General features: G+C 30.1%; 25 protein-coding genes. 15 read left to right on the forward strand and 10 right to left on the reverse strand.

What is annotated here, in order from left to right; genetic code table 11:
• Positions 1-150: 150 nt before the first annotated feature.
• The 4 genes from BST83_RS13180 to BST83_RS13195 form a co-directional block, all read right to left on the reverse strand.
• Complete coding sequence (locus BST83_RS13180) at positions 151-1,440, reverse strand: amidohydrolase (protein ID WP_104810190.1); 1,290 nt, start codon at positions 1,438-1,440, stop codon at positions 151-153.
• 263 nt (positions 1,441-1,703) lie between these two features.
• On the reverse strand, positions 1,704-3,308 hold the full coding sequence (pckA, locus tag BST83_RS13185) for a phosphoenolpyruvate carboxykinase (ATP) (protein WP_104810191.1): 1,605 nt from the start codon (positions 3,306-3,308) through the stop codon (positions 1,704-1,706).
• 80 nt (positions 3,309-3,388) lie between these two features.
• The gene (locus tag BST83_RS13190; protein WP_104810192.1) at positions 3,389-3,775 is read right to left on the reverse strand and encodes a DUF423 domain-containing protein; all 387 of its coding nucleotides are present in this window, start codon (positions 3,773-3,775) and stop codon (positions 3,389-3,391) included.
• A gap of 112 nt (positions 3,776-3,887) precedes the next feature.
• Positions 3,888-4,784: a DUF1338 domain-containing protein gene (locus tag BST83_RS13195; protein ID WP_104810193.1), complete on the reverse strand. Its 897-nt coding sequence runs from the start codon at positions 4,782-4,784 to the stop codon at positions 3,888-3,890.
• A gap of 169 nt (positions 4,785-4,953) precedes the next feature.
• Here BST83_RS13195 and BST83_RS13200 point away from each other — a divergent pair, with 169 nt between their 5' ends.
• Positions 4,954-6,324, forward strand: coding sequence for a saccharopine dehydrogenase family protein (locus BST83_RS13200; protein WP_104810194.1), 1,371 nt, complete (start codon positions 4,954-4,956; stop codon positions 6,322-6,324).
• Positions 6,325-6,430: 106 nt separating this feature from the next.
• Here BST83_RS13200 and BST83_RS13205 read toward each other — a convergent pair whose 3' ends face one another.
• Positions 6,431-7,150: a tRNA1(Val) (adenine(37)-N6)-methyltransferase gene (locus BST83_RS13205; protein WP_104810195.1), complete on the reverse strand. Its 720-nt coding sequence runs from the start codon at positions 7,148-7,150 to the stop codon at positions 6,431-6,433.
• A gap of 107 nt (positions 7,151-7,257) precedes the next feature.
• On the opposite strand from BST83_RS13205, the gene BST83_RS13210 reads away from it, so the two are divergent.
• Positions 7,258-7,449, forward strand: coding sequence for a hypothetical protein (locus BST83_RS13210; RefSeq protein ID WP_104810196.1), 192 nt, complete (start codon positions 7,258-7,260; stop codon positions 7,447-7,449).
• Between the two features lie 571 nt (positions 7,450-8,020).
• Here BST83_RS13210 and BST83_RS13215 read toward each other — a convergent pair.
• Complete coding sequence (locus BST83_RS13215) at positions 8,021-8,311, reverse strand: hypothetical protein (RefSeq protein WP_104810197.1); 291 nt, start codon at positions 8,309-8,311, stop codon at positions 8,021-8,023.
• A 266-nt stretch (positions 8,312-8,577) separates the two neighbouring features.
• The gene (locus BST83_RS13220) at positions 8,578-8,952 is read right to left on the reverse strand and encodes a hypothetical protein (RefSeq protein ID WP_104810198.1); all 375 of its coding nucleotides are present in this window, start codon (positions 8,950-8,952) and stop codon (positions 8,578-8,580) included.
• A gap of 108 nt (positions 8,953-9,060) precedes the next feature.
• On the opposite strand from BST83_RS13220, the gene BST83_RS13225 reads away from it, so the two are divergent.
• The 11 genes from BST83_RS13225 to BST83_RS13275 all read left to right on the forward strand — a co-directional run bounded on the left by BST83_RS13225 (position 9,061) and on the right by BST83_RS13275 (position 15,355).
• Positions 9,061-9,321: a hypothetical protein gene (locus BST83_RS13225; RefSeq protein ID WP_104810199.1), complete on the forward strand. Its 261-nt coding sequence runs from the start codon at positions 9,061-9,063 to the stop codon at positions 9,319-9,321.
• Positions 9,322-9,562: 241 nt separating this feature from the next.
• Positions 9,563-9,808, forward strand: coding sequence for a hypothetical protein (locus tag BST83_RS13230; RefSeq protein ID WP_205853585.1), 246 nt, complete (start codon positions 9,563-9,565; stop codon positions 9,806-9,808).
• Positions 9,809-9,836: 28 nt separating this feature from the next.
• The gene (locus BST83_RS13235; protein WP_104810201.1) at positions 9,837-10,436 is read left to right on the forward strand and encodes a hypothetical protein; all 600 of its coding nucleotides are present in this window, start codon (positions 9,837-9,839) and stop codon (positions 10,434-10,436) included.
• 2 nt (positions 10,437-10,438) lie between these two features.
• Positions 10,439-10,675, forward strand: coding sequence for a hypothetical protein (locus BST83_RS13240; protein WP_104810202.1), 237 nt, complete (start codon positions 10,439-10,441; stop codon positions 10,673-10,675).
• A complete protein-coding gene (locus tag BST83_RS13245; protein ID WP_104810203.1) occupies positions 10,675-10,914 on the forward strand; it encodes a hypothetical protein in 240 nt (79 codons plus the stop codon). The genes BST83_RS13240 and BST83_RS13245 overlap by 1 nt, the downstream gene beginning before the upstream one ends.
• Positions 10,915-10,916: 2 nt before the next feature.
• Positions 10,917-11,147, forward strand: coding sequence for a hypothetical protein (locus BST83_RS13250; RefSeq protein WP_104810204.1), 231 nt, complete (start codon positions 10,917-10,919; stop codon positions 11,145-11,147).
• A 105-nt stretch (positions 11,148-11,252) separates the two neighbouring features.
• Positions 11,253-11,471 (forward strand): hypothetical protein, encoded by a 219-nt coding sequence (locus BST83_RS13255; RefSeq protein ID WP_104810205.1) that lies wholly within the window; start codon positions 11,253-11,255, stop codon positions 11,469-11,471.
• Positions 11,468-11,653 carry a hypothetical protein gene (locus BST83_RS13260; protein WP_104810206.1) on the forward strand — a complete coding sequence of 62 codons (186 nt, stop codon included), beginning with the start codon at positions 11,468-11,470 and terminating at the stop codon, positions 11,651-11,653. Before BST83_RS13255 ends, BST83_RS13260 begins: the two co-directional genes overlap by 4 nt.
• Positions 11,653-14,475 (forward strand): toprim domain-containing protein, encoded by a 2,823-nt coding sequence (locus BST83_RS13265; protein WP_104810207.1) that lies wholly within the window; start codon positions 11,653-11,655, stop codon positions 14,473-14,475. Before BST83_RS13260 ends, BST83_RS13265 begins: the two co-directional genes overlap by 1 nt.
• A gap of 21 nt (positions 14,476-14,496) precedes the next feature.
• Positions 14,497-14,787, forward strand: coding sequence for a hypothetical protein (locus BST83_RS13270; protein WP_104810208.1), 291 nt, complete (start codon positions 14,497-14,499; stop codon positions 14,785-14,787).
• 109 nt (positions 14,788-14,896) lie between these two features.
• Positions 14,897-15,355 (forward strand): DUF5662 family protein, encoded by a 459-nt coding sequence (locus tag BST83_RS13275; protein ID WP_104810209.1) that lies wholly within the window; start codon positions 14,897-14,899, stop codon positions 15,353-15,355.
• 211 nt (positions 15,356-15,566) lie between these two features.
• On the opposite strand, the gene BST83_RS13280 is transcribed toward BST83_RS13275, so the two are convergent.
• From BST83_RS13280 to BST83_RS13290, 3 genes are all read right to left on the reverse strand, one after another.
• The gene (locus tag BST83_RS13280; protein WP_104810210.1) at positions 15,567-17,411 is read right to left on the reverse strand and encodes a hypothetical protein; all 1,845 of its coding nucleotides are present in this window, start codon (positions 17,409-17,411) and stop codon (positions 15,567-15,569) included.
• Between the two features lie 186 nt (positions 17,412-17,597).
• Positions 17,598-18,623, reverse strand: a complete 1,026-nt coding sequence (locus tag BST83_RS13285) for an MBL fold metallo-hydrolase (RefSeq protein ID WP_104810211.1) — start codon at positions 18,621-18,623, stop codon at positions 17,598-17,600.
• Between the two features lie 5 nt (positions 18,624-18,628).
• On the reverse strand, positions 18,629-19,321 hold the full coding sequence (locus tag BST83_RS13290) for a hypothetical protein (protein ID WP_101014184.1): 693 nt from the start codon (positions 19,319-19,321) through the stop codon (positions 18,629-18,631).
• A 686-nt stretch (positions 19,322-20,007) separates the two neighbouring features.
• Between BST83_RS13290 and BST83_RS13295 the strand changes: the two genes are divergently transcribed.
• Together BST83_RS13295 and BST83_RS13300 are read left to right on the forward strand one after the other, a co-directional pair.
• Entirely contained in the window at positions 20,008-20,229 is a 222-nt protein-coding gene (locus BST83_RS13295) for a hypothetical protein (RefSeq protein WP_104810213.1), read from the forward strand.
• A 12-nt stretch (positions 20,230-20,241) separates the two neighbouring features.
• Positions 20,242-20,745 carry a hypothetical protein gene (locus BST83_RS13300; RefSeq protein WP_104810214.1) on the forward strand — a complete coding sequence of 168 codons (504 nt, stop codon included), beginning with the start codon at positions 20,242-20,244 and terminating at the stop codon, positions 20,743-20,745.
• Positions 20,746-20,790: the final 45 nt, after the last annotated feature.

The raw sequence follows: 20,790 nt of genomic DNA on the forward strand, positions 1-20,790 counted from the left end.
ATAAAACAACCTCACAGTCATTTCCTACAAAACAATAATATCAATAATATCAGAAACATTACCCATAACAGATTGAGTTCAAAATTTCCACCAGTTAAGAGAATAAAGAATTACCGCATTTGAAACTACCAAAAGTTTCTAAACAATTTTTTAATCATCTAAATAATCAAGTGTTAAGGCTGTCATTGTTTTTACACCTAAAATAAAACCGCTTTCATCCAAAATAAAATCTGGAGTATGATGCCCTGCTGCGTCCTCTGGTTTTACATTTAAAGTTTTTCCTCCTAAAAAGAAATACATTCCGGGAATTTTTTGTTGATAAAAAGAAAAATCTTCTGCGCCAGTTGTAGCACTAATTTTAATCACCTTTTCAGCTCCTGCAATTCGCTGTAAAGTAGGCAACATCTTTTCTGTTAATTTAATATGGTTATAGGTAATTGGAAGTCCTTTCGAAATTTCTATAGTTGCTTCTGCCCGATGCACTTTTGCAATGGCTGGCACCATTTCTTGCATCCGTTTATTAATGAATTTTTGCATGTCATAGTCTAAAGTTCTTATCGTTCCAATTAATTTTGCGCTTTCCGGAATAATATTAGATCTTATTCCTGCATTTATCACACCTACAGTAATAACAGCACCTTCTTTCGTTAATTCTGCTTCCCTACTAATTATGGTTTGCAGTCCTTGAATAATACTTGCAGCTGTTAATATAGGATCTACACTTGTCCAAGGTCTAGAGCCATGAGCTTGTTTACCTTTTATATTAACCTCAAAAGTTTGAGATGCCGCCATGATTCCACCCGTTTTATATTTTAGAGTTCCTACATCGGTTCCCGAATTAATATGTAGTCCAAAAATTGCATCTACTTCTGGATTCTTTAAGACATTTTCTTTCACCATTAATTCTGCACCACCTTCTTCACCTTTTGGAGCGCCTTCTTCAGCCGGCTGAAAAATAAATTTAACAGTTCCTCTAATTTCGCTTTTCATTTTAGAGAGTACCTCGTCAGTTCCCATTAAAATAGCAACGTGAGAATCGTGACCACACGCATGCATTACGCCCGTTTTTTTACCATTATACTCAGAAGTTACTAAAGATTTAAAAGGTAAATCATTTCTTTCTGTAACTGGCAATGCATCCATATCTGCTCTTAACGCCACTACTTTTCCAGGTAAATCTCCTTTTAATAGACCAACGACTCCCGTTTTCGCAACACCTTCTTGTACTTCTATTCCTAATTTTTTTAAATGTTTAACAATGTATTTTGCCGTATTAAACTCTCTATTGGATAGTTCTGGATTTTCATGTAAATGTCTTCTCCACTCTATCACTTTAGACTCTACTTCTTTTGATAATTTACTTATTTTCAAGTCATTTGTCTGTGAGAAAGAATTGAAAACACATCCGAATAATAAAAATACTGATACTACAATTTTCATGTTTTAGTTCGTTTTGGTCGTTCTAAATAAGGAATAACTATTTTACTTTTATTACCCTAAATTATTATTTTTTAAATATAAGATTTTTAAATCTAAAAAATATTTATAATTTATATTTGCCTTAAAGTTACTACTCAAAATCATCATTACCAAAAAACTAAAAAGCTACTGTTATTTTCAAGTAAATAATAGGACAAAAAAAGTCGTCTAAAAAATTTCTTTTTTAGACGACTTTTCATAAAAATAAAAAAACTTATAATTCCTTAAAGGGCATATCGTTGAGGACCTCCTCTGCGAATTTCTTCGTTTGCAAATTCTTCAAATTGTTTAAAATTCACTCTAAATGCATTTGATAATTGAAAAGCAGCTTTGTAATAAGCCTCATCATCATTCCAAGTAGACCTCGGACTTAATAAGTCTGAAGGAACTCCAGGGCAAGATCTTGGCTGCGCAACTCCAAATACAGAATGAATATGATAATCTTCATACTTATAATCTCCCAAATGGCCATTTAACACTGCCGTAATCATTGCTCTGGTATATTTTAACGACATTCTTTTTCCGACGCCATATTGACCACCAGACCAGCCGGTATTCACCAACCAAACATTTACATCTGCATCTTTCATTTTTTTGCTTAACATTTCTGCATATCTCGCAGGATGTAAAGGCATAAAAGGTGCGCCAAAACATGCTGAAAAATTTGGTACGGGCTCTGTAACGCCCGCTTCTGTACCTGCAACTTTTGCCGTATACCCAGAAATAAAATGATACGCAGCTTGACTTGGTGTTAATTTAGAAATTGGAGGCAAAACGCCAAAAGCATCCGCAGTTAAAAAGAAAATATTTTTAGGATTTTTTCCCGTTGATGGCTGCTGAATATTATCTATATGATAAATTGGGTAACTTACTCTTGTATTTGGCGTAATTGAAGTATCCTCAAAATCGATAACTCCATCTTTATCCATTACTACATTTTCTAAAATCGCTCCTTTTTTTATAGCAGCATAAATTTCTGGTTCTTGTTCTTGCGATAAATTTATAACTTTTGCATAACATCCACCTTCAAAATTAAAAACGGTGTTCTCTTCTGTCCAACCGTGTTCATCATCACCAATTAAACTTCTGTTTGGATCTGTAGATAACGTAGTTTTTCCAGTACCTGATAATCCGAAGAAAACAGCAGTATCGCCGTCTTTACCAACGTTTGCAGAACAGTGCATTGGCAACGTATTTTTATACATTGGAAGGATAAAATTTAATGCAGAAAAAATTCCTTTTTTAATCTCTCCTGTGTATCCTGTGCCACCAATTAAGGCAATTTTTTTAGTAAAATTTAAAATTGCAAAATTATGCTGACGAGTTCCATCTAATACTGGATCCGCCATAAAACCTGGCGCATTAATTACCGTCCATTCTGGAGAAAAATCTTTTAACTCCTCTGCAGTTGGTCGTAAAAACATGTTATAAGCAAACATATTACTCCACGGATATTCGTTTACAACTCGTATATTTAACTTGTATTTTTCATCCGCGCAAGCATAACAATCCCTTACGAATATTTCTTTTTCAGATAAATAGTCAACTACTTTATCATAAAGTCTGTCAAATTTATCTTCTTCAAAAGGTAAATTTATCTTGCTCCACCAAACTTCATTGGCAGTAACAGCATCTTTTACAATAAAACGATCTAATGGCGAACGTCCTGTAAACTCTCCCGTATTAACAGCAATTGCCCCTAAAGAAGATACGACTCCTTGATCTTTTTTAATGATTTCATCGTGTAATTCGCTAGAAGTTAACTGATAACGAATTGTTGCATTTTTAATTCCTAGACTATTTAACGAAATGGATTTCGTATCTATCATGTCAATATATTTTGTGTTTTATTAAAGAACAAAATTAAACAATATTTTAAAATAGGAATCTTTTTATATGAAAATTATTATTATTTCACGTGTTCTCTAATTTTCTTTACGAATATCATAATCATTGACAACCATCCAATTATAAAAAATAAGCCTCCTAAAGGTGTTATAAACCAAATTGATTTTGCTGTAATTGATGTTAATTGAATTGCATAAATAGAGCAGGAAAAGAAAAGAATCCCTAAAAAGAAAAGATAACTAATTCTATTTTTTTGCTTTGCAGTAAAGCCCTCAAAAGTATTTACAAATAACAACACAAGTACATGATACATTTGATACCTAACCGCCGTTTCAAAACTCAATAATTGATCTAATGTTAATAATTCTTTCAATGCATGCGAACCAAAAGCGCCTAAAACAATGGCAAACATTCCTAAAAAACTGGTAATAACTAAATTTTTAAACATTAATTTTATCTGTAAGTTTACATCAAAGAGATTTCAAAATAAGTTTTTGAAGATTATAGAATTAGAAAAATTTAATAATCAATAAAAATGTGCTTTGATTAAATAGGTGTTTTTATTTTTTTCTATCTACTTGACTAGAAAATGTGCTTTCAAATATTTTGTCTGCGCTAGAAGCTTCAAAACCTTCTCTTCTATGCTCTCTTTTAATTTTTTTTATTGGTAGATTTTTAAATTCCGGAAGTATTTTTCTTTCTGCAAACTCTACATAACTCCCAGCTATTGGATGTTTGTCTCCATCTGAAAATATAGCTTCAACTACTTGTGAAATTGTTGAACTTTGCAAAAGTAAACCATCACTACTTGTTTTTATAAAACCACCAGCATCACTTAATTCTACACCAATACTATTAACAAACGTATTAAACTGGACCAATGAATTGTATCCTTCTGGCAATCCATCAACAGTAATTGTGTAATGATTTAAGTAATATCTATTATAAATAACCCAAGCTGCATATTCACTCTCTTCTTTTAATGTGCAGTAATCCTCCCAAGTTGGTACTCGCCATAAAGCAGCATGTAAATACGCATCTATTTCGTTAGATTTATTTAAATTTAAAGCATCAACTGGATCAGAATTTACTTCATTCGTATAAGATTTAATAATATTTTGAATATTTTCTGAAAAACTTGAAACATTAAGTTCACTAATAAAAATTCTTGGATATTTATTATTTAATGGCTTATACCAGCGTGCATTTAGTTTCTTTTTTTCAAAGAGGTATCTATCTTCCGCAGTATAACCAAAGTGTAAAAATATTTTTTCAAAAGAAGCAATACCTAAATTAGTAACTCCCATTGTACGAAAGGCAATATGATCATTCTCAATATCCTCCTGATTTTCAATTAAATGATTTATAATTAAAGCATTTGTAATTTTTGATACATCAGGAACTCGTTCTTTATAACGATCCATTAATCCCTTTAAAACTTCATCTAAAACTTTCATTACTCCTAATTTTTAATAATTTGTTTTAAATCTACAACAAACTAAATACATTAAAAATATATTATCTCAAAACTCTTTAAGTGCAGTTTAATTTTAAACAAATATATGATTATATGTTTAATTTATAACTAAAATTAATATATTCGTGGTGAAATAAAAAACAATTTTTATGAAAAACATATTGATTATTGGCGCAGGAAAATCGAGTTCTTCTTTAATAAAATATTTATTAGATAAATCTGATGAAGAAAACTTACAACTAACTATTGCTGATATTTCTACAGAAAACGCACTAAAATTACTAAATAATCACATAAATGGTGCAGCTATTAGCTTAGATATTTTTGACGAAAAGCAGCGTGAACAAGAAATCAAAAAATCAAATATCGTAATTTCTATGTTACCTGCTAGTTTTCATATTGAAGTTGCCAAGGATTGTATCAAATTTAATAAGCATATGGTTACTGCTTCTTACATCTCCGAAGAAATGAGAACATTGGACGCAGCTGCCAAAGAAAAAGGATTAGTTTTTATGAATGAAATTGGTTTAGACCCAGGTTTAGATCATATGAGTGCCATGAAAATTATTGACAGAATTAGAGAAAAAGGCGCAAAAATGCTTTTGTTTGAATCTTTTTGTGGAGGCTTAGTGGCTCCTGAAAGTGATAATAATTTATGGAATTATAAATTTACTTGGAATCCTAGAAATGTTGTTTTGGCAGGTCAAGGAGGCGCGGCAATGTTTAAACAAGAAGGCACTTACAAGTACATTCCCTACCATAAATTATTTAGAAGAACCGAGTTTCTAAACGTTCGCGGAACTGGTAAATTTGAAGCGTATGCAAACAGAGATTCTTTAAAATATAGAACTATTTATGGTCTAGATAATATACCAACCATGTATAGAGGTACCATTAGAAAAGTTGGTTTTTCTAGAGCTTGGAATATTTTTGTGCAATTAGGAATGACGGATGATTCATACATCATCGAAGATTCCGAAAACATGAGTTACCGTGATTTTGTAAACTTATTTTTAGCATATTCTCCATCGGATTCTGTTGAATTGAAACTGAGATCTTATTTAAAAATTGATCAAGATGATATTATGTGGGAAAAATTAGTTGAGCTAGACCTTTTTAATCCGGAGAAAAAAATTAACCTTGTAAATGCAACTCCGGCTAAAATGCTTCAAAAGATTTTAGAAGATTCTTGGACTCTTCAAGAATATGATAAGGATATGATAGTAATGCAGCATTTGTTTGGTTACGAAATGAATGGCAAAAAGTATCAAATTGAGAGTAGTTTAACTGTTTTAGGCGAAAACCAAACCTATACAGCCATGGCGAAAACCGTTGGTTTACCTGTTGCAATTGCAGCCTTAAAGATTTTAAAAGGAGAAATAAAAAAACCAGGAGTTCAATTGCCAATATCAAAAGAAGTATATGAACCAATTTTGAAAGAACTAGAAAATTACGGAGTTCAATTTACTGAAAGAGACGTCGAGTATTTAGGTTACAATCCGCATAATGTAGTTGGGTAAACTATGTGTTAAGCAGAGATTCATAGCAGTTTTTCTTAGAGATACATAGATATGCTTTTCTTTGTGTGCGTTGCCAAAATACTTTGCGAACTTCAAGGTTCATTATTTACATTTTCAAGTAATAATCTTTCGTTAAATTCATATATTCTTTTGTGTATTTATGACGTTCAATTTCTATAATTAAATGTTCTTTTTTTATTTCTAATAAATGGAAAGAAAACTCCAATAAACTTCTTTTTATTTCTGATGTTGCATTTCCTTGAACATGACAAACTCTATTTAAAAATAAACCCTTCGTTTTTGCTGAATTGATGAAATTTTCTTCTTCTTTAAAAGGGATAATCAATGCAAACATACCATCCGAAGAAAGTATTTTCACCACTCCAGAAACTAATTCTTCAAAAGATAATGAAGATGTAAATCTGGCTTTATTTCTTGCTGCATCGTCAGATTCAAACTCATCCGTATAAAATGGCGGATTAGTAACAATTAAATCGTAAGTTTCTTCTTCCTCAGCAATTTCATCAGCAAATTCTTTAAAAGTAGTATTGTAACAATACAAACGATCTCCCCAGTCTGATTGTTCAAAATTTTCTACCGTTTGTTCATAGGCATTTTCGTCAATCTCCACAGCATCGATATTCATTGCATCAGCTCGTTGCGCCAACATTAAAGAAATAATTCCTGTACCAGAACCAATATCTAAAATAGTGTCGGGATATTTTTCAACAGAACACCAAGCACCAAGTAAAACGCCATCAGTACCAATTTTCATGGCTGTTTTATCTTGATGAATTGTAAATTCTTTAAATTTGAATGGTTTCATAGTTTTGAATATTCTGCATTATTTCCAAGTAAAAAGGGTATTTCCGACGGATAATTCTTTAAGGAATTCTATTTTAACGAACTTTGTTGGAGTGCAAAGATAATATTATGAAAAAATTAATAACCATACTAATCCTATTAGTTTCTATTTCTTGCACTACCACAAATACGGCATTAATAGAAAAATTTCAGATTATTACTAAAAATGTAGAAATTATAATAACAACTAATACTCCAGAATTTGACGAAATAGTTGTTTCCTGCAAAGATTTTGATATTGAAAAGGAATGGATCTATTGACCCAGACAATTTAACTACGATAGCAATGGAAATCAAGAGCCAATAATCATTTCATTTCCAGAGTATACGTAACAAAAAATTGTTGGGAATGCGAATAGAAATAACGATTTACCTTATACGTTAAAAGCTGAAATTTTTATTAATTGAGAACTCGTCTTAGAAGAAGGAACTGTTTGTTCAGAAGGTATTTATGCCTCTATAAATTTTGACTATACCATTGAAAACTAAGACCCAATTTTTAACATTGTAGTACTTTCATTGGATTTTTATAAAAAACAGAAAGCCCATAAACAATATGTTTATGGGCTTTTTGTTTGAGAATTGTAGATTCTCTCTGCAGAAAGGAAGGGACTCCAATCTAACAAAATTTATATTTTTTAAACCTGAAAATCAGTGTGTTAACTTTTAATTATTAGATAACTTTGTTTTATTTTGACGGGATTTTGACACGCTCCTACTCTGTTTTACCTCAATACTTTCTAGGTCTTTGCTTAATTGGCTGTCCTCGTTTTCTGTGATTTCTATAATAAATTCATCTTTTTTACCAATCATCTTTTTTAGAACTATATTTTTAATATATTTTTGATTTTAGAACTTTAAAATTACTAGAAGCATTATATTGAAATTCAAGTTTCAATGTTTTTCTAATTTTCAATCCCACTGAACTTTCACTTCTAAAAGGAACGTTTACTGTTAAAATACCTTTATCAATGTTTTTTATGGTAAACATTGAAGGCTCAACAAGTCTTGCAGACAAATTGTCTTTTTCTACCCAATTTTTTAAATCATATATATCTTGAAATTCTAAAGTTTCAGGGTATTTAATAATTTTAGGAAATGCCTCAATAAGTAAAAGTCTCAATCTAAATCTATCAGAAGAATAAGGTTTTTCTTTGCTTCTTGTAAAAAGATTTAGAGTTACGTTTTTTTCTTCAAAAGTTTGTTTACCCCAATCTTTTATAATTACTTCTTTTTTTCCGTTTTTTCAGTTTTATCAACATCTTCTGTATTGGTAAACATTGTAATAACGCCTCCAATAACAAAAAATCCAATGAAAATTACTAGACATCCTTTAAACAACTTTTTCATAATTCTTTTCTTTTTCAATTTTTACCTAGCAAAAAGCTGTTAACTATATTTTTTTAAATTGTCTTTAATCTCTAATAAATTAATGACTTTTTTTTGCAATTCTTTGTTTTCTTCAAGTACTTCTATGTACTTGTCTTTATAGCTATTGCCATAATTTTCGGGTGGTTCATTCATAACAGTTTTTTCTTTTTCTTCTTTATTAGCTTCTTTTCCTGTTATTAACCAGTTTAGATCTACATCTGGATATAGTGAAACTATTTTCTCAATTAAATCTGCATTTACTCCTGTTAAAAGTTTCTTTCCTCTAAAATTAGCGGAAGTAACACCTATTTTCTGAAAAAAAACATCCTTGTTTTCCCCAGTGTTTTCGGCAAATTCTTTAATTCTTTCCTTTATGTTCGAAACTTTATTCACTTATAACTTGATTATATGAAACTTTATTCACTATATTTGCATCAGTAAGTTGTCAATAACTTATCAGCAAGTTAGCAATAAAAACAATACAAACAAACATAGATTTCTATGATAACACCAGAAGACAAAAACGCATTTATTGAAATTTTAGGAGCTTACTATACTTCTAAAGTAAAACCTGTCTTAATTAAAAATAGCATTAAGGATGCTAAAGGAAACACGCATTCTGCATCTATGATTATAAATGTGATGAATGGCCTACCATTTTTACCTATTGAAGTAGCAATTATAGAAGCTGTAGAAATTGAAAAAAAGAAAGCAGCAATATTAAAACGCAAAAAAGACAAACTTTTAAAATCTGCCTCATAATGAAAACAAAATCCACCCAATTTATATACCAAGAGGCTGCTAAAAAGCTTCAAATAAAATTAGATTTTAATCAGCAACCAGAATAACATAATAGCTGGGGGCTATTAGAAGTTGTCGAACTTAAAACGCACGTTCATTGGTTTTTCCCTTTACAGTTTCCAATCACAAAAAAAAACTATTCTTTTTCATAGCAATTTTACTCACTCTGCAAAAGTGGAGTGAGGTTTTAAAAACCCAACAGATGAATACGATACTCTTTATCACAGCATTTTTTTTAATAGTAACTGCATCTTTAATTTATGTATTTCTTTTTCTAAAAAAGAAATCTACACCAAAACTCTCTATCGAAGAAGTAGCGTTGTTAAAATGCAAAGTAATAATTAGAAATAAAGAAAATTTTACAAAAAAGACAATCCAAAAAGCACAACAACAGATAGATGCTTTTTTAGAACAAAAAAATTCGATTGCTTCAACAACCGAATCTTAATAATTATTAATCACTAAATCTTAAACCAATGATTAACAACAGCAAAAATAATCAAAACTTCAGAACCCCACAAATTGCAGGCATGCTTCCTGGTGATTCTGGCATAGAATTAATGGGCATAAAAGTAAAAGGTAAAAAGACCACTCTATGGATGCAACATGGAAACACACACTATTTTACAGATTTACCTGCTAAAATCTACAATCTTATAAAAACCGCTTATTTATTAGATCATAAAGCAGTTGATTTTATCTCTAAAATTCATTCAGAATTAAAAGATCAAGTAGAATTATACGCGTACTATATGTGGGGAGATGTAGATGCTACTCCAGATATTTTAAACGGAGTTTTAGCACCTTCAGAAAATTTTAGAGAAAAAAGAGACTGCCCTTCTTTACGTTGGAACGCTAAAAATATAACAATAGACAATTACATTTTAACGCCCAGAGATATTGTTATGATTGATATGATGGCAGATTCTAACGATTATATAGATGGTGTTATAGCAGAGGCTATTGGTGTATCTCATTCTCATTACGATACCTTAAAACGTAAACTATTTACCTACACAAACACACGTTCTAAACACGCGCTATTATTGAAAGCGAAAACTCAAAAAGTAATATAGTTATGAATAAAGAACAATATGAAGCTTTAGCTGCTCTTAGAACAGAAACAATGAAAAAAGCATTGGAAATATATTCGTCAGCAAATCTGCACATTGATTTTAATTTTCATGAATTAGACCCAACTGCAGAAATATGGAAATTTCAAAAAAATAGTAGAGTTAATAAAGATGGCTCCAGAAATTATTTAACAAACCGTAGTTTTTCTAGAATTAACCTTTATTCTAAATCTTTTAAGTAATGAAACACACGCATACACGCATTGTTTTTTGCATAAAACACGAACCTGTTTTCGAGGATTTTCAAAAAGAACTAGAAGGCTATAAGTATCATTTAATAGCTAATTCTGATGGAAAATACATTACAGTAATTATTACTGTAAATAAAATCATTACCCCGATAGATGATGAAATGGTAGTGATAAACAATATTAAAATTCAGTTTGAAGCCATAAATCATTATACACCTGTAAAAAAATAACTATGAATACACAAGGAGAAAGTTACCTACAAACGCAATTGCAACGTTTTAAAGATGCAGTATTAGCATTAAATGCAGATGATAAAAACTATGCTAATCATGAAGAAAAAAGAACAGATTTACTAAAATATTACAACGAAAGAATTACAAGTTATGAAAACCAACTCGCAAAAATTACCACCCAAAGAGCAAATGATTGCACAGTTACAGCAGCAATTGAAATCGGAAAGTAAAGCTACTAAAATAGTTGATGAAATTTTTGCCAAACAGAAATTCATTTTTACACAAAAAAGAATACCAAAAACAGTTGGTGAGTATTATATAAAACACAAAAAGAGATGTCAGAAAACACCCAAAAGTTCATCACTATAAAGCAAATCTGCACAGGGTGTCAAAAAACGTTTTATAAAGATGCTAAAATTTTAGATGTACCTGTAGATTTTAAAATATCCGACATTAAAAAACAATTAAAAGCACCACCAGACCATTGCCCAGAATGCAAAAAACAAGTGGATGCCACCTTTTCATTTTATCATGAACAAAAACTTACAGAATGATTAAAGAATCCACACTCATAAATCACTTAAATACGGTTTCAATTCATTTCGAAATTTCTTTTGATAAAACTGCAGTTTTAGTGCCAGATAAATTCAAACCAACAAATTACCCAAAGAGAACGCAAAGCTCTTTAAAAAGATTGCAAAAATTAGGTTATCAAATACAAACTACTATTAAATAATGAGCAATTTCCCGTTCGCAGAGGCAATACTACATCAAACAGATGGTGGCTTACAGATTATAAAAGATTATTATCCAGAAGCTGCAAGTGTTGGAGAAAATAGCACTAAAAAATTTAAAATGCGTGCAGATGAAAAAACAGCATCTGCAGCTTTAAAGAAAACAGAAGATGGCACTTGGTTGGTTATCGATTGGGGACAATGGGATAAACCAAAAAACGGAATTTTCGTTTGTATGTTCGAAGACAATTTAACTTTTGGTGAAGCCTGTAAAAAGTTGGCAAAGTTGTATCAAATACAATATCAAAATACAACATACGCTTCTAAACCAATCATCACAAAAAGAGCTAAAACAAAAGACGAAGTACCAGGATCTTATTTATTTGATTACAAAGAAGAATTATCTGCAGAAGAGTTATTAGTGATTGGTCCAGAAGTGTCAGATAAGATTGCAACTCGTTTTCATTTAAAAGCTGTAAAAAGCTACAGTTATGTAAAAGAAAATGAAGTAACGGTTACCCAAAGTACAGAAGAATACCCTGTTCTTGTTTATGATTTTGGGAGTTGGCAAAAAATTTATCAACCTAAATCTGCTGATAAATCATTCCGGTTTAGATATGCAGGTGGCAGACCTAAAGATTATATTTTTGGATTAGATGATGTTGAAAACGCAGCAAAAAAACACAAAGAAAGAGTTTTAAAAGAAGCAGGAGAAGATAGTTTTCCTACAGACAAAGAATTAAAACTAGAAAATATAATTGTTTGCTCTGGAGATAGAGACGCCATAAATGTTGCTTCTTTTGGATATTATGTTATTTGGCTAAACAGCGAAACAGCTTCTTTAACAAACGATTTATACAACAGGCTTAAAAAGTTAGCTAACCATATTTATAATTTACCCGATATCGATAAAACAGGCGTAAAACAAGCTGTAAAAGTTGGTTTAGATCATTTAGATATTAAAACAATCTGGTTGCCTAAATACTTACTGCAAACTAAAGATTGGCGAGGAAACCCACGAAAAGACTTTTTAGATTTTGTAAATCTTAAATACAACAAACAAAGACCTGTAATTGTTAAGAACGCCTTTAAAAAACTAATTGTAAACTCATTGCCAATGAAGTTTTGGGATGAGCAAATCACAGACAACGGCACAAAATACCACTACAATATTGTACATGCAGAACATTTTTTAAAACATCAAGGTTTTTGCAGAATGGAAACTCCATTTGAAAAAGAGGAGTATTGCTACATCTATATTGATGGTAATATTGTGAAAAGAACGTCTCCAAATAAAATAGAAAACTTTGTAAATAACTTTTTAGAGGAAAGACAAATGCCAATTCCTTTAAGAAATATGGTAAAAAAGACACCTTATTTAAAAGAATCAATGTTAAGTAAACTGCCAGTTGTTGAAGTTGATTTTGTGGATTGTGATGCCAACTCCCAATATTGGTTTTTCAAAAAAAATGTTGTAGAAATTAGAAAAGACGTTATTAATATTCATAAAAACGGTGTTGTAGATAAAATGGTTATTGATGAAAAAGTAATCGATTTTCCAGAAAGAACTACAGAAAGACAATTTGAAGCAGCTTTTAAACAACCACACTTTAAAATAGGTGAAGATTTAGATGGAGATTTAGATATCACGGTTTTAAAGAAAGACAATAAATGGTTTAACTACTTAATTAATGCTTCTAGAATTCATTGGCAAAAAGAATTAGAAGGTTCTTTTAAACCAAGTCAAGTATCTGAAGCTGCAACGTATTTTAAAGAGAATCAATTTAATATAGCAGGACCGAATTTAGAAGAAGATGAAATTTTAGAGCAAAAGCAACATTTAATAAATAAGCTGTTTGCTATAGGATATTTACTACACAAATATAAAGTGAAAAGTAAAGCCTGGTTTGTTTTTGGAATTGATAATAAATTATCTGACATAGGAGAAAGTCATGGTGGTTCTGGTAAATCTTTGATGTACGATTATTTAGAGAAAATAATGAAGGCACAATTCTTTATACCAGGAAGAAGTAAAAAAGCGGTGGATTCTGATTTCTTATTTGATGGCGTTTCTAAAGAAACAGATTATGTTTTTATAGATGACATGAACCAGTATTTTCCTTTCCAACAATTCTTTTCAGAAATAACCGGTAAGATGAAAGTAAACCCGAAAGGAACTTCTGGTTTTACAATTAATTTCGAAGATTCTCCAAAGCTTTGTGGCACTTCTAATTTTCCGCCAAACAATTTAGATCCATCAAGCTCCCGAAGAATATTATTTACTGTAAATTCTGATTATTATCATCATAATAAAGACAATGAGTACAGACAAACAAGGCGTGTTTCTGATGATTTTAATGGTAAAGATTTATTTAATGATTTTACGGAATCAGAATATTTAGACTTCTATGTTTTTTGCGCGCAAACAGTTCAATTTTACCTGTCTTGTTCGGATAAAATAGATCCTCCTATGGATAACGTTAACAAACGAAACTTAATGGCAGAAATGGGCGATGCTTTTAGAAATTGGGCCAGTGTTTACTTCCATGCTGATACATACAGATTAGATACTGATGTTATTAGAACTGCTGCTTTTGACGATTATAAAAAAGTATCTGGAGGTAAAAAATCTTCTAACAACTTTAAAAAATCTGTAAAGGCATTTTGTACGCTAAATAATTATGTTTTAGATCCTAAAGAAGCAGGAGCTAAAAATGGAAGAATCATTAAAAATATAGAGGGTAAATCTCAAGAATGTTTTTATATAAAAACCAAAGAAACAAATCCTACAGACACATTAGAAGATAATGAACTTCTCTATTAAATCATCATTTAAATAAAAACTATGAACCAAGTAATCCAGGAAGAATCAAAAAAAGCGAATATTTCATTAGAATTGGTGATGGCTACAGCAATTGATTTAAAAGAAATCGATTATATAAAAGAATTACCAAATGATGAATTTAAACCAGTTTACAAGATTAAAAAGAACATGCCTTTCTGGATCAAAAGTATGGTTAATAATGAAATTGAAACAAAATGCTACTTTTTAGATGATCATACAAACCAGAAAGATTTAAAAATTTTTTTAGATGCAGGCAGAATTTTTATACATCATAAATTTAAAAAACTATGAATTTATGAATTAGGAATGTGGTAACGAATTGTATATGATTTGTTGAGGAACGAAATAAAATATATACCGTGTTATATACTGGCACGGTTTAACTAGTAAAAATTTAATTATGAAATACGATAGCAAATCAGATACTCTACTGCACATTAAAAGAGTAAACCAACTATTAACAGAAGGAGCAAGTGAATTGATAAAACGTGCCAATGTTCACGATAATTCAAAACTTGAAATCCCCGAAAAGGAATTGTTTGATGAGTACACGCCAAAGTTAAAAGACTGTACTTACGGAAGTGATGAATATAAAGAGTTTTTGAAGGGTTTGAAAGTAGCCCTTGACCATCATTACCAAAATAATAGCCACCACCCCGAACATTACAAGAACGGTGTAAATGGCTTTGATTTATTTGATTTAATAGAAATGTTCTTTGATTGGAAGGCGTCAACAGAACGACACGCTGACGGCAACATAATGAAATCTATTGAAATAAATAAAGGGCGTTTTGAATTATCTGAACAGCTTTGCGACATTATGAGAAACACAGCAGTTCGTTTAGGATACGATAAGTAGTGCTTGTATATAACGTCTCGTATATGAAAAGTAGCGCTTAAAATAAGCGATGATTTTGGGATAATACACAAGCCGAATTTTTAAATTTTACTAATTATTTTATTTTTAGGAATTTGTCAAATTTAAAAATTTGGCGACTTCCTAAAATGCTCAAGCCTTAGTGTTAGCGATGACTTACGCTATTTTTTATATACATTGTTAGCAACTGGCTTTATTTGCTTAATGCCTTTAAAATTCTTTCTTCGTTAATTACTATATCTCTAAATAGTACATGTGGAAATTCCTCGTATTTTGAAGATTTAAATGCTTCGTGTATTTTGGAAAGTGTAGAAGCTGTCAATAATGATAGATTCATTTCTGTATCCATTTCGCAGTCGTAAACAAAATCATCACTAAATTCAGGAGCAACAAGTAAAATTTTAACTATTCGCAAGTTGTTTTTTAACGCTAAATTTTGATATGATTTAAGTTGTCTTGAAACAGAACTAAATTTGTTGTAGCCCTTTTCTTTACTTGTTTTGCATTCTACAATAATAATTTCATTCTTGCCTAAATTCAAAAGAATATCCATCATATCCTTTTGTGTGTTCAGTTGATTTTTAAACTTATCATCTACATTAAATGCTAAACCTTTAAAAATGATTTTAGTTAATTCTTCAAACTTAAGTCCAAGCTCACTTTCCTTTATTATGATTCCGTTTTCCTTTAGTAGATTCAGATTTCTGTAAGCTACATTTTCATAATTTTCTAGGTAAAGGTTTTCAACATCTTTGTAATGGTCAAGAATATTTAAAGTGTCGTCCCCTCGCTGTTTTATTCCGTTGTCTTTTATGAATTTTGTCAAGTCAGACTTCTCAAGTAAATCTAAAATATCTCGGGGTTTTAAATTGTAATCTAATAGGTAGTCTGCTGTTAAAACATATTCGTCTTGTAATTCAAATCTCTCTTTCAAGTCCTTATTTAGATTTGGTAATGAAATATTTAACTCGGTTAGCATTTTGTCGAAGCCGTCAAGCGAAATACCAACCTTTTCGTCTTTCTCTACATTTTCAAAATATTCAATCAAGCTGCTAATTTTATCTTCTAATGTACTTCCCTTTAAATTTTGAATATTTAAACTCTTTTCACAAAGTTCGTTTAGCGTTTTTTTCTTTTCAGTTAGGGTAATTCCTTCTTTATAGATGTCATTTGAAAGTAACTCTGTAAAGGAAATTCCTCCTTTTATTATTTTCTCAATTTTTTGAGAGGTATTTAATTTTCTATCAATGTTATGATTTTTAGCTATTTGGTTGATTATTGGTTCTCTAAGAAGTTTCAAAGTTCTTCGGTAGAATTTGTCGGCAACTTCTTTTCGTCTTACTTTTCTTAACAGCCTTACCATTTCGTCTGCGACATAAATTGTATTTTCTTTTTTTGAATAAAAGGCTATACCAAGATTTTTGAGATTATTAATTACATCTTGTATTTCAACTTTTTTAACTGGTAGGATAGAATAATTTATTAGCTTAATTTCTTCTTGAGACAAACCTAATTGTTTGGATAAATTCAAAATGATAGATAACTCGTCAGAAGTTATTTTGGCTTCTCGGTTGTTTGTAATGTCATTTGTATAAGCGACTGATAAACAAGACTTATAAATTTTATAATCTCTTTTCCTTGAATCACTCAGTTCGGACTTATCATTTTCTAATTCAGTGTTAAGTGTTTTAATCTTGATTTTTAGGCTCTTCATTTCATTTTCATACAATCTTGAAAACCAATCTTGTCGCATTATACAATTTCCGTCACGAATAATAATGTCAATTAGAATGTCTAATTGTGAATTAGCTTCTTGAAATTCGCAGTTGATGTGGTCGATGAATTCTGTAGATATTAATTCAAATATGTTAGAAATATTTTGATTGTCAACTGTTTTCAAACTCTTGTCAGACGAACTCAATGTTTTCTCAATTTCCTTTGCGTTTTTAGGGTTTTTTGAGATGATATTGTCAATTATTTTAATAAAAGAGTTCTTTTCTAGAGAACCGAGCTTGTCTAATATCTTTTCTAACTTCATATTTCTTGTTTTTTTCTTTTTGTTCGTGATTTTGTTTTCGCTTTTTGCTAACGGTTAGTATATGAAAAGTAGGCGATTTTTAAGCACCGAAAATTTCGGATAAGCACGAACTTTGATACGAGCCATAAGCCTATATTTTATTACTGTTTCGCCTATTTTTTATATACATTGTTACCTGCTGGCTTTTTATAATTCTTCTGCTGTGCTCCAATTTCGCTCTGGAAAAACATTGGATTTAGAATTAATATGTATAGTTCCTGTTTTATGAGTACTATATGTTTTGCAGTCAGGCAAGTTTTTCTTTATACAACTGATAACAGCTTTTCTAGGGTGTTTTTTGCTTCCATTTGCGGAAACCCAAAATCGTTTAGGATTGAAATTACTAATCCAATTCGTACTTACATTTCTTCTACTTCCGTGATGCGGTAATTGGCAAAAATGTAAATCTTTAATATCATATCCATTACTCACTGCTGCTTCAAAAGCATCAACTCCAGCATCAGCTGTAAATAAGTACTTTCGATTACTGGAATCAATAAATTTTGTCAAGACTGATGTCAAATTCTCTGCGGAAGCATCATTTTTTTCATCAACTATATCGCAAGAATTTAATCCTTCTTGTACTTCATTAATATCGCTTTCAGGTTGAATGTTTGAACCTGAAGTTCTTAGATTGTCAATGTTTGTAAAATATCCAAGTTGCTCTAAATAAAATGCTTTTGACGGACCAACAAAATCAAATAAATTATGGTCTAGATTATTGTCTGAAAAGGCTTCTAATTTGGAAATTTTATATTGTGCTAGAATATCACTTAGGTCATCGGACTGTCGTAACGAGGCAAAAAGCTTTTTAACTCTTTGGTTCGAATACAAAAATGATTCATTTAAGCTTTTTATTTCAATTCTTTTTGCTTCTTCAATGTAGTCTGTTGGGTCATTGTAATAGAATCGAGCAATCTTATTTTTAAAATAATGAACTAAATCTACCAAGCCACCGATATGGTCGGAATGAGGATGGGTATTAATTATTAATATTGGACTATCGTCAGAGATATGTGGTTTTATATAGCTTTCATAATGCTCAATAATTGTTTTTGCGTCTTTTGGGTTACCACCATCAATTATTGTTACAAAGTCAGCGTTTTCTGCTTTTGTCCATATTATATTGCAATCTGCATTGCCAAGCGATAGCATATCGATACTAAAATCCATTTCCTTTATTTTTTTAAATATTGTTCGAATAAAATTTTTGCGTAATACTTTCCATATCTGTTAATTAGAAACTTACTCAAAACGATCGGTAAAATGAAAACACCTAAAAAGGCTAAATTAAGTTTGAACGCAAAAGGGTTTGGGAAAGTGTATTGAAATAGAAAGATATTTAATATTGAAATTAACGAAGCTAAAACGCAACCACCAATCAAATTTCTTACAAATCCATATTCTATATTGTGTTGAAGTAGCATTGAATTATCTCTAGTTACATTTCTAACTTGTGCCACAGCACTTGAAATAATTTTTCTAGCTTCTTCTTCATTTTCGTTTTCAGAATTTGAGTCAAGTAATTGAATATCAAAGTCAGTAGCTATTTTCTGAACTATTTGAGATTTAATTGATTTCGCCAAAGTGGTATCCGAATTAAGCAGAAAATTTGTAGTTGGCATATGTAGTTCTTCTTTGAAAAATATATTTTGAAATAATTCTTTTGAAATTAGTCTGTTGATTTGTACGAGAAAATAAATTATGGCAATCGAAAGCGTTATATCGCTAGCCCACTTATAACTTTCTAAAAAAGTCATAAACTCAATTATTTTTTCGCTGAAGCCAAAAAAATACAAACTGAGAATTGGAATTGAAGTCAAAATTGTCGGAAACAATCTAGCCTTTATATAATATTCGTTTATTTTCATTTATGTTCTTTTTGTTCAGCTTACAGGTAACAACTGTTTAAACACAATTCTATTGCTGTTATATTCCAAAAACACGTATAAACTACAACTTTAATAAAAATTGACCTAAAAATCAGCATATTTCAGGTGTTGCTTTTTTTTTGCCAACGTTATTCTATAAGGTTTGTTACGTGTTTTAAGTAACTAATTTATTTCAATTTAAAAAGAGTTGTACTTCTGCTGCTCTTTTTTTTTGGTTTTCACTGGAGTATTTAGATTCCGAAATATCGGACTTTTACCCCAAACCCCAAAAAAATATAAATAGAAAAAAACTGTAATTTTGTAATTTTTAACAAATTATAGGTTTAAAGTGCTGAATATTGGAGGATTAGAGCATTACAGTTTTATTTTTATTTTTGTAATTAATATTTTAAGATTACAAAAAAACTGTAATTAAATTACAACTATTTTCCTCGATTACAAAAATTACAAAACCAAAAAGCAGTAATTACAAAAAAGAAACCCCTATTTTGTAATCTATAATATTTTAATTTTCAAATAGTTACCTAATACTTTCTGAAAAAATTACAGAATTACAGTTTTTTGTTGCCTTTGAGCAGTTTTAAAATTTTATTTTTCTTAGTTTTTTTAATTCTGTCCTATTTAGAATGGTCCTATAAATTTATTTTTATCAAAAATTAGAATTCATGGAGGTTATATTAAAAGTAGTAGGTACCAAAAAAACTAAAAACGGAGTTGTTAATTATTGGAAGGTTGTAAATGTTGATGGGGCTTCTTCTGTAGAAAAAGAAATTGCAGATCTTAAAAGCAAAAAAGCATCCTTTAAAATTGTTGAAAAGACTGTTGAAAAAACACATACTTTCAACGGAAACAATTATGTAATAACGACAAAAATGCTCAAAAAATAATTATATTTGAGAATGGGTGTTAAAATAATTATAGATCGAAAACCGTTAATTGTAAAAATTCCAATAAAACCTTATTTAGTTAGTTTTTTGACTAAAAAATATGGTACTTATCATAAGGCTACAAAATGGAGTTTGTTAGGTTTAGAGGCTATAGAAATTTTATCTAGTAATTATTCTAAGCCAGAAAAAATTATTGACTGCAATTTTTTTACTTTAAAGATTCCGTATGAAATATGTAAAAAACATGGTCATTTTGTCGATTATACTAAGATCCCAAATTTTCAAAAGAAAATAGAAAAGCTTTTCAAAGAATTATTAGTTGATCATATCTTAATTAATAATCGTATCGAAAAACATGGTAACATTATGAAAAGCATTCATAATTTTTACACATTCTATTCTATTTCTGAATCAGATTTAAGTTTAGATTATGTTTATAAATTGGTTCAAAGAGCCATTGAAAAAGAAACTAAATTTAGATATAAAAATAACTCAATTAAAACAGGCACTAATTAAGTCTTTAACAGCAAAGGTTTAATTTAGATAGTTTAGCTTAAAATA

This window comes from Polaribacter filamentus (assembly GCF_002943715.1).
GTDB lineage: Bacteria > Bacteroidota > Bacteroidia > Flavobacteriales > Flavobacteriaceae > Polaribacter > Polaribacter filamentus.

What these genes read in the sequence shown, in the direction of transcription:
- BST83_RS13290 (WP_101014184.1), bottom strand. Translation starts at nt 19,321, where the DNA reads ATGAAAATAAACGAATATTATATAAAGGCTAGATTGTTTCCGACAATT.
- BST83_RS13265 (WP_104810207.1), top strand. Translation starts at nt 11,653, where the DNA reads ATGAGCAATTTCCCGTTCGCAGAGGCAATACTACATCAAACAGATGGT.
- BST83_RS13230 (WP_205853585.1), top strand. Translation starts at nt 9,563, where the DNA reads ATGAATACGATACTCTTTATCACAGCATTTTTTTTAATAGTAACTGCA.
- BST83_RS13285 (WP_104810211.1), bottom strand. Translation starts at nt 18,623, where the DNA reads ATGGATTTTAGTATCGATATGCTATCGCTTGGCAATGCAGATTGCAAT.
- BST83_RS13235 (WP_104810201.1), top strand. Translation starts at nt 9,837, where the DNA reads ATGATTAACAACAGCAAAAATAATCAAAACTTCAGAACCCCACAAATT.
- BST83_RS13240 (WP_104810202.1), top strand. Translation starts at nt 10,439, where the DNA reads ATGAATAAAGAACAATATGAAGCTTTAGCTGCTCTTAGAACAGAAACA.
- BST83_RS13200 (WP_104810194.1), top strand. Translation starts at nt 4,954, where the DNA reads ATGAAAAACATATTGATTATTGGCGCAGGAAAATCGAGTTCTTCTTTA.
- BST83_RS13260 (WP_104810206.1), top strand. Translation starts at nt 11,468, where the DNA reads ATGATTAAAGAATCCACACTCATAAATCACTTAAATACGGTTTCAATT.
- BST83_RS13180 (WP_104810190.1), bottom strand. Translation starts at nt 1,440, where the DNA reads ATGAAAATTGTAGTATCAGTATTTTTATTATTCGGATGTGTTTTCAAT.
- BST83_RS13275 (WP_104810209.1), top strand. Translation starts at nt 14,897, where the DNA reads ATGAAATACGATAGCAAATCAGATACTCTACTGCACATTAAAAGAGTA.
- BST83_RS13300 (WP_104810214.1), top strand. Translation starts at nt 20,242, where the DNA reads ATGGGTGTTAAAATAATTATAGATCGAAAACCGTTAATTGTAAAAATT.
- BST83_RS13255 (WP_104810205.1), top strand. Translation starts at nt 11,253, where the DNA reads ATGTCAGAAAACACCCAAAAGTTCATCACTATAAAGCAAATCTGCACA.
- BST83_RS13280 (WP_104810210.1), bottom strand. Translation starts at nt 17,411, where the DNA reads ATGAAGTTAGAAAAGATATTAGACAAGCTCGGTTCTCTAGAAAAGAAC.
- BST83_RS13190 (WP_104810192.1), bottom strand. Translation starts at nt 3,775, where the DNA reads ATGTTTAAAAATTTAGTTATTACCAGTTTTTTAGGAATGTTTGCCATT.
- BST83_RS13225 (WP_104810199.1), top strand. Translation starts at nt 9,061, where the DNA reads ATGATAACACCAGAAGACAAAAACGCATTTATTGAAATTTTAGGAGCT.
- pckA (WP_104810191.1), bottom strand. Translation starts at nt 3,308, where the DNA reads ATGATAGATACGAAATCCATTTCGTTAAATAGTCTAGGAATTAAAAAT.
- BST83_RS13245 (WP_104810203.1), top strand. Translation starts at nt 10,675, where the DNA reads ATGAAACACACGCATACACGCATTGTTTTTTGCATAAAACACGAACCT.
- BST83_RS13210 (WP_104810196.1), top strand. Translation starts at nt 7,258, where the DNA reads ATGAAAAAATTAATAACCATACTAATCCTATTAGTTTCTATTTCTTGC.
- BST83_RS13205 (WP_104810195.1), bottom strand. Translation starts at nt 7,150, where the DNA reads ATGAAACCATTCAAATTTAAAGAATTTACAATTCATCAAGATAAAACA.
- BST83_RS13250 (WP_104810204.1), top strand. Translation starts at nt 10,917, where the DNA reads ATGAATACACAAGGAGAAAGTTACCTACAAACGCAATTGCAACGTTTT.
- BST83_RS13295 (WP_104810213.1), top strand. Translation starts at nt 20,008, where the DNA reads ATGGAGGTTATATTAAAAGTAGTAGGTACCAAAAAAACTAAAAACGGA.
- BST83_RS13195 (WP_104810193.1), bottom strand. Translation starts at nt 4,784, where the DNA reads ATGAAAGTTTTAGATGAAGTTTTAAAGGGATTAATGGATCGTTATAAA.
- BST83_RS13270 (WP_104810208.1), top strand. Translation starts at nt 14,497, where the DNA reads ATGAACCAAGTAATCCAGGAAGAATCAAAAAAAGCGAATATTTCATTA.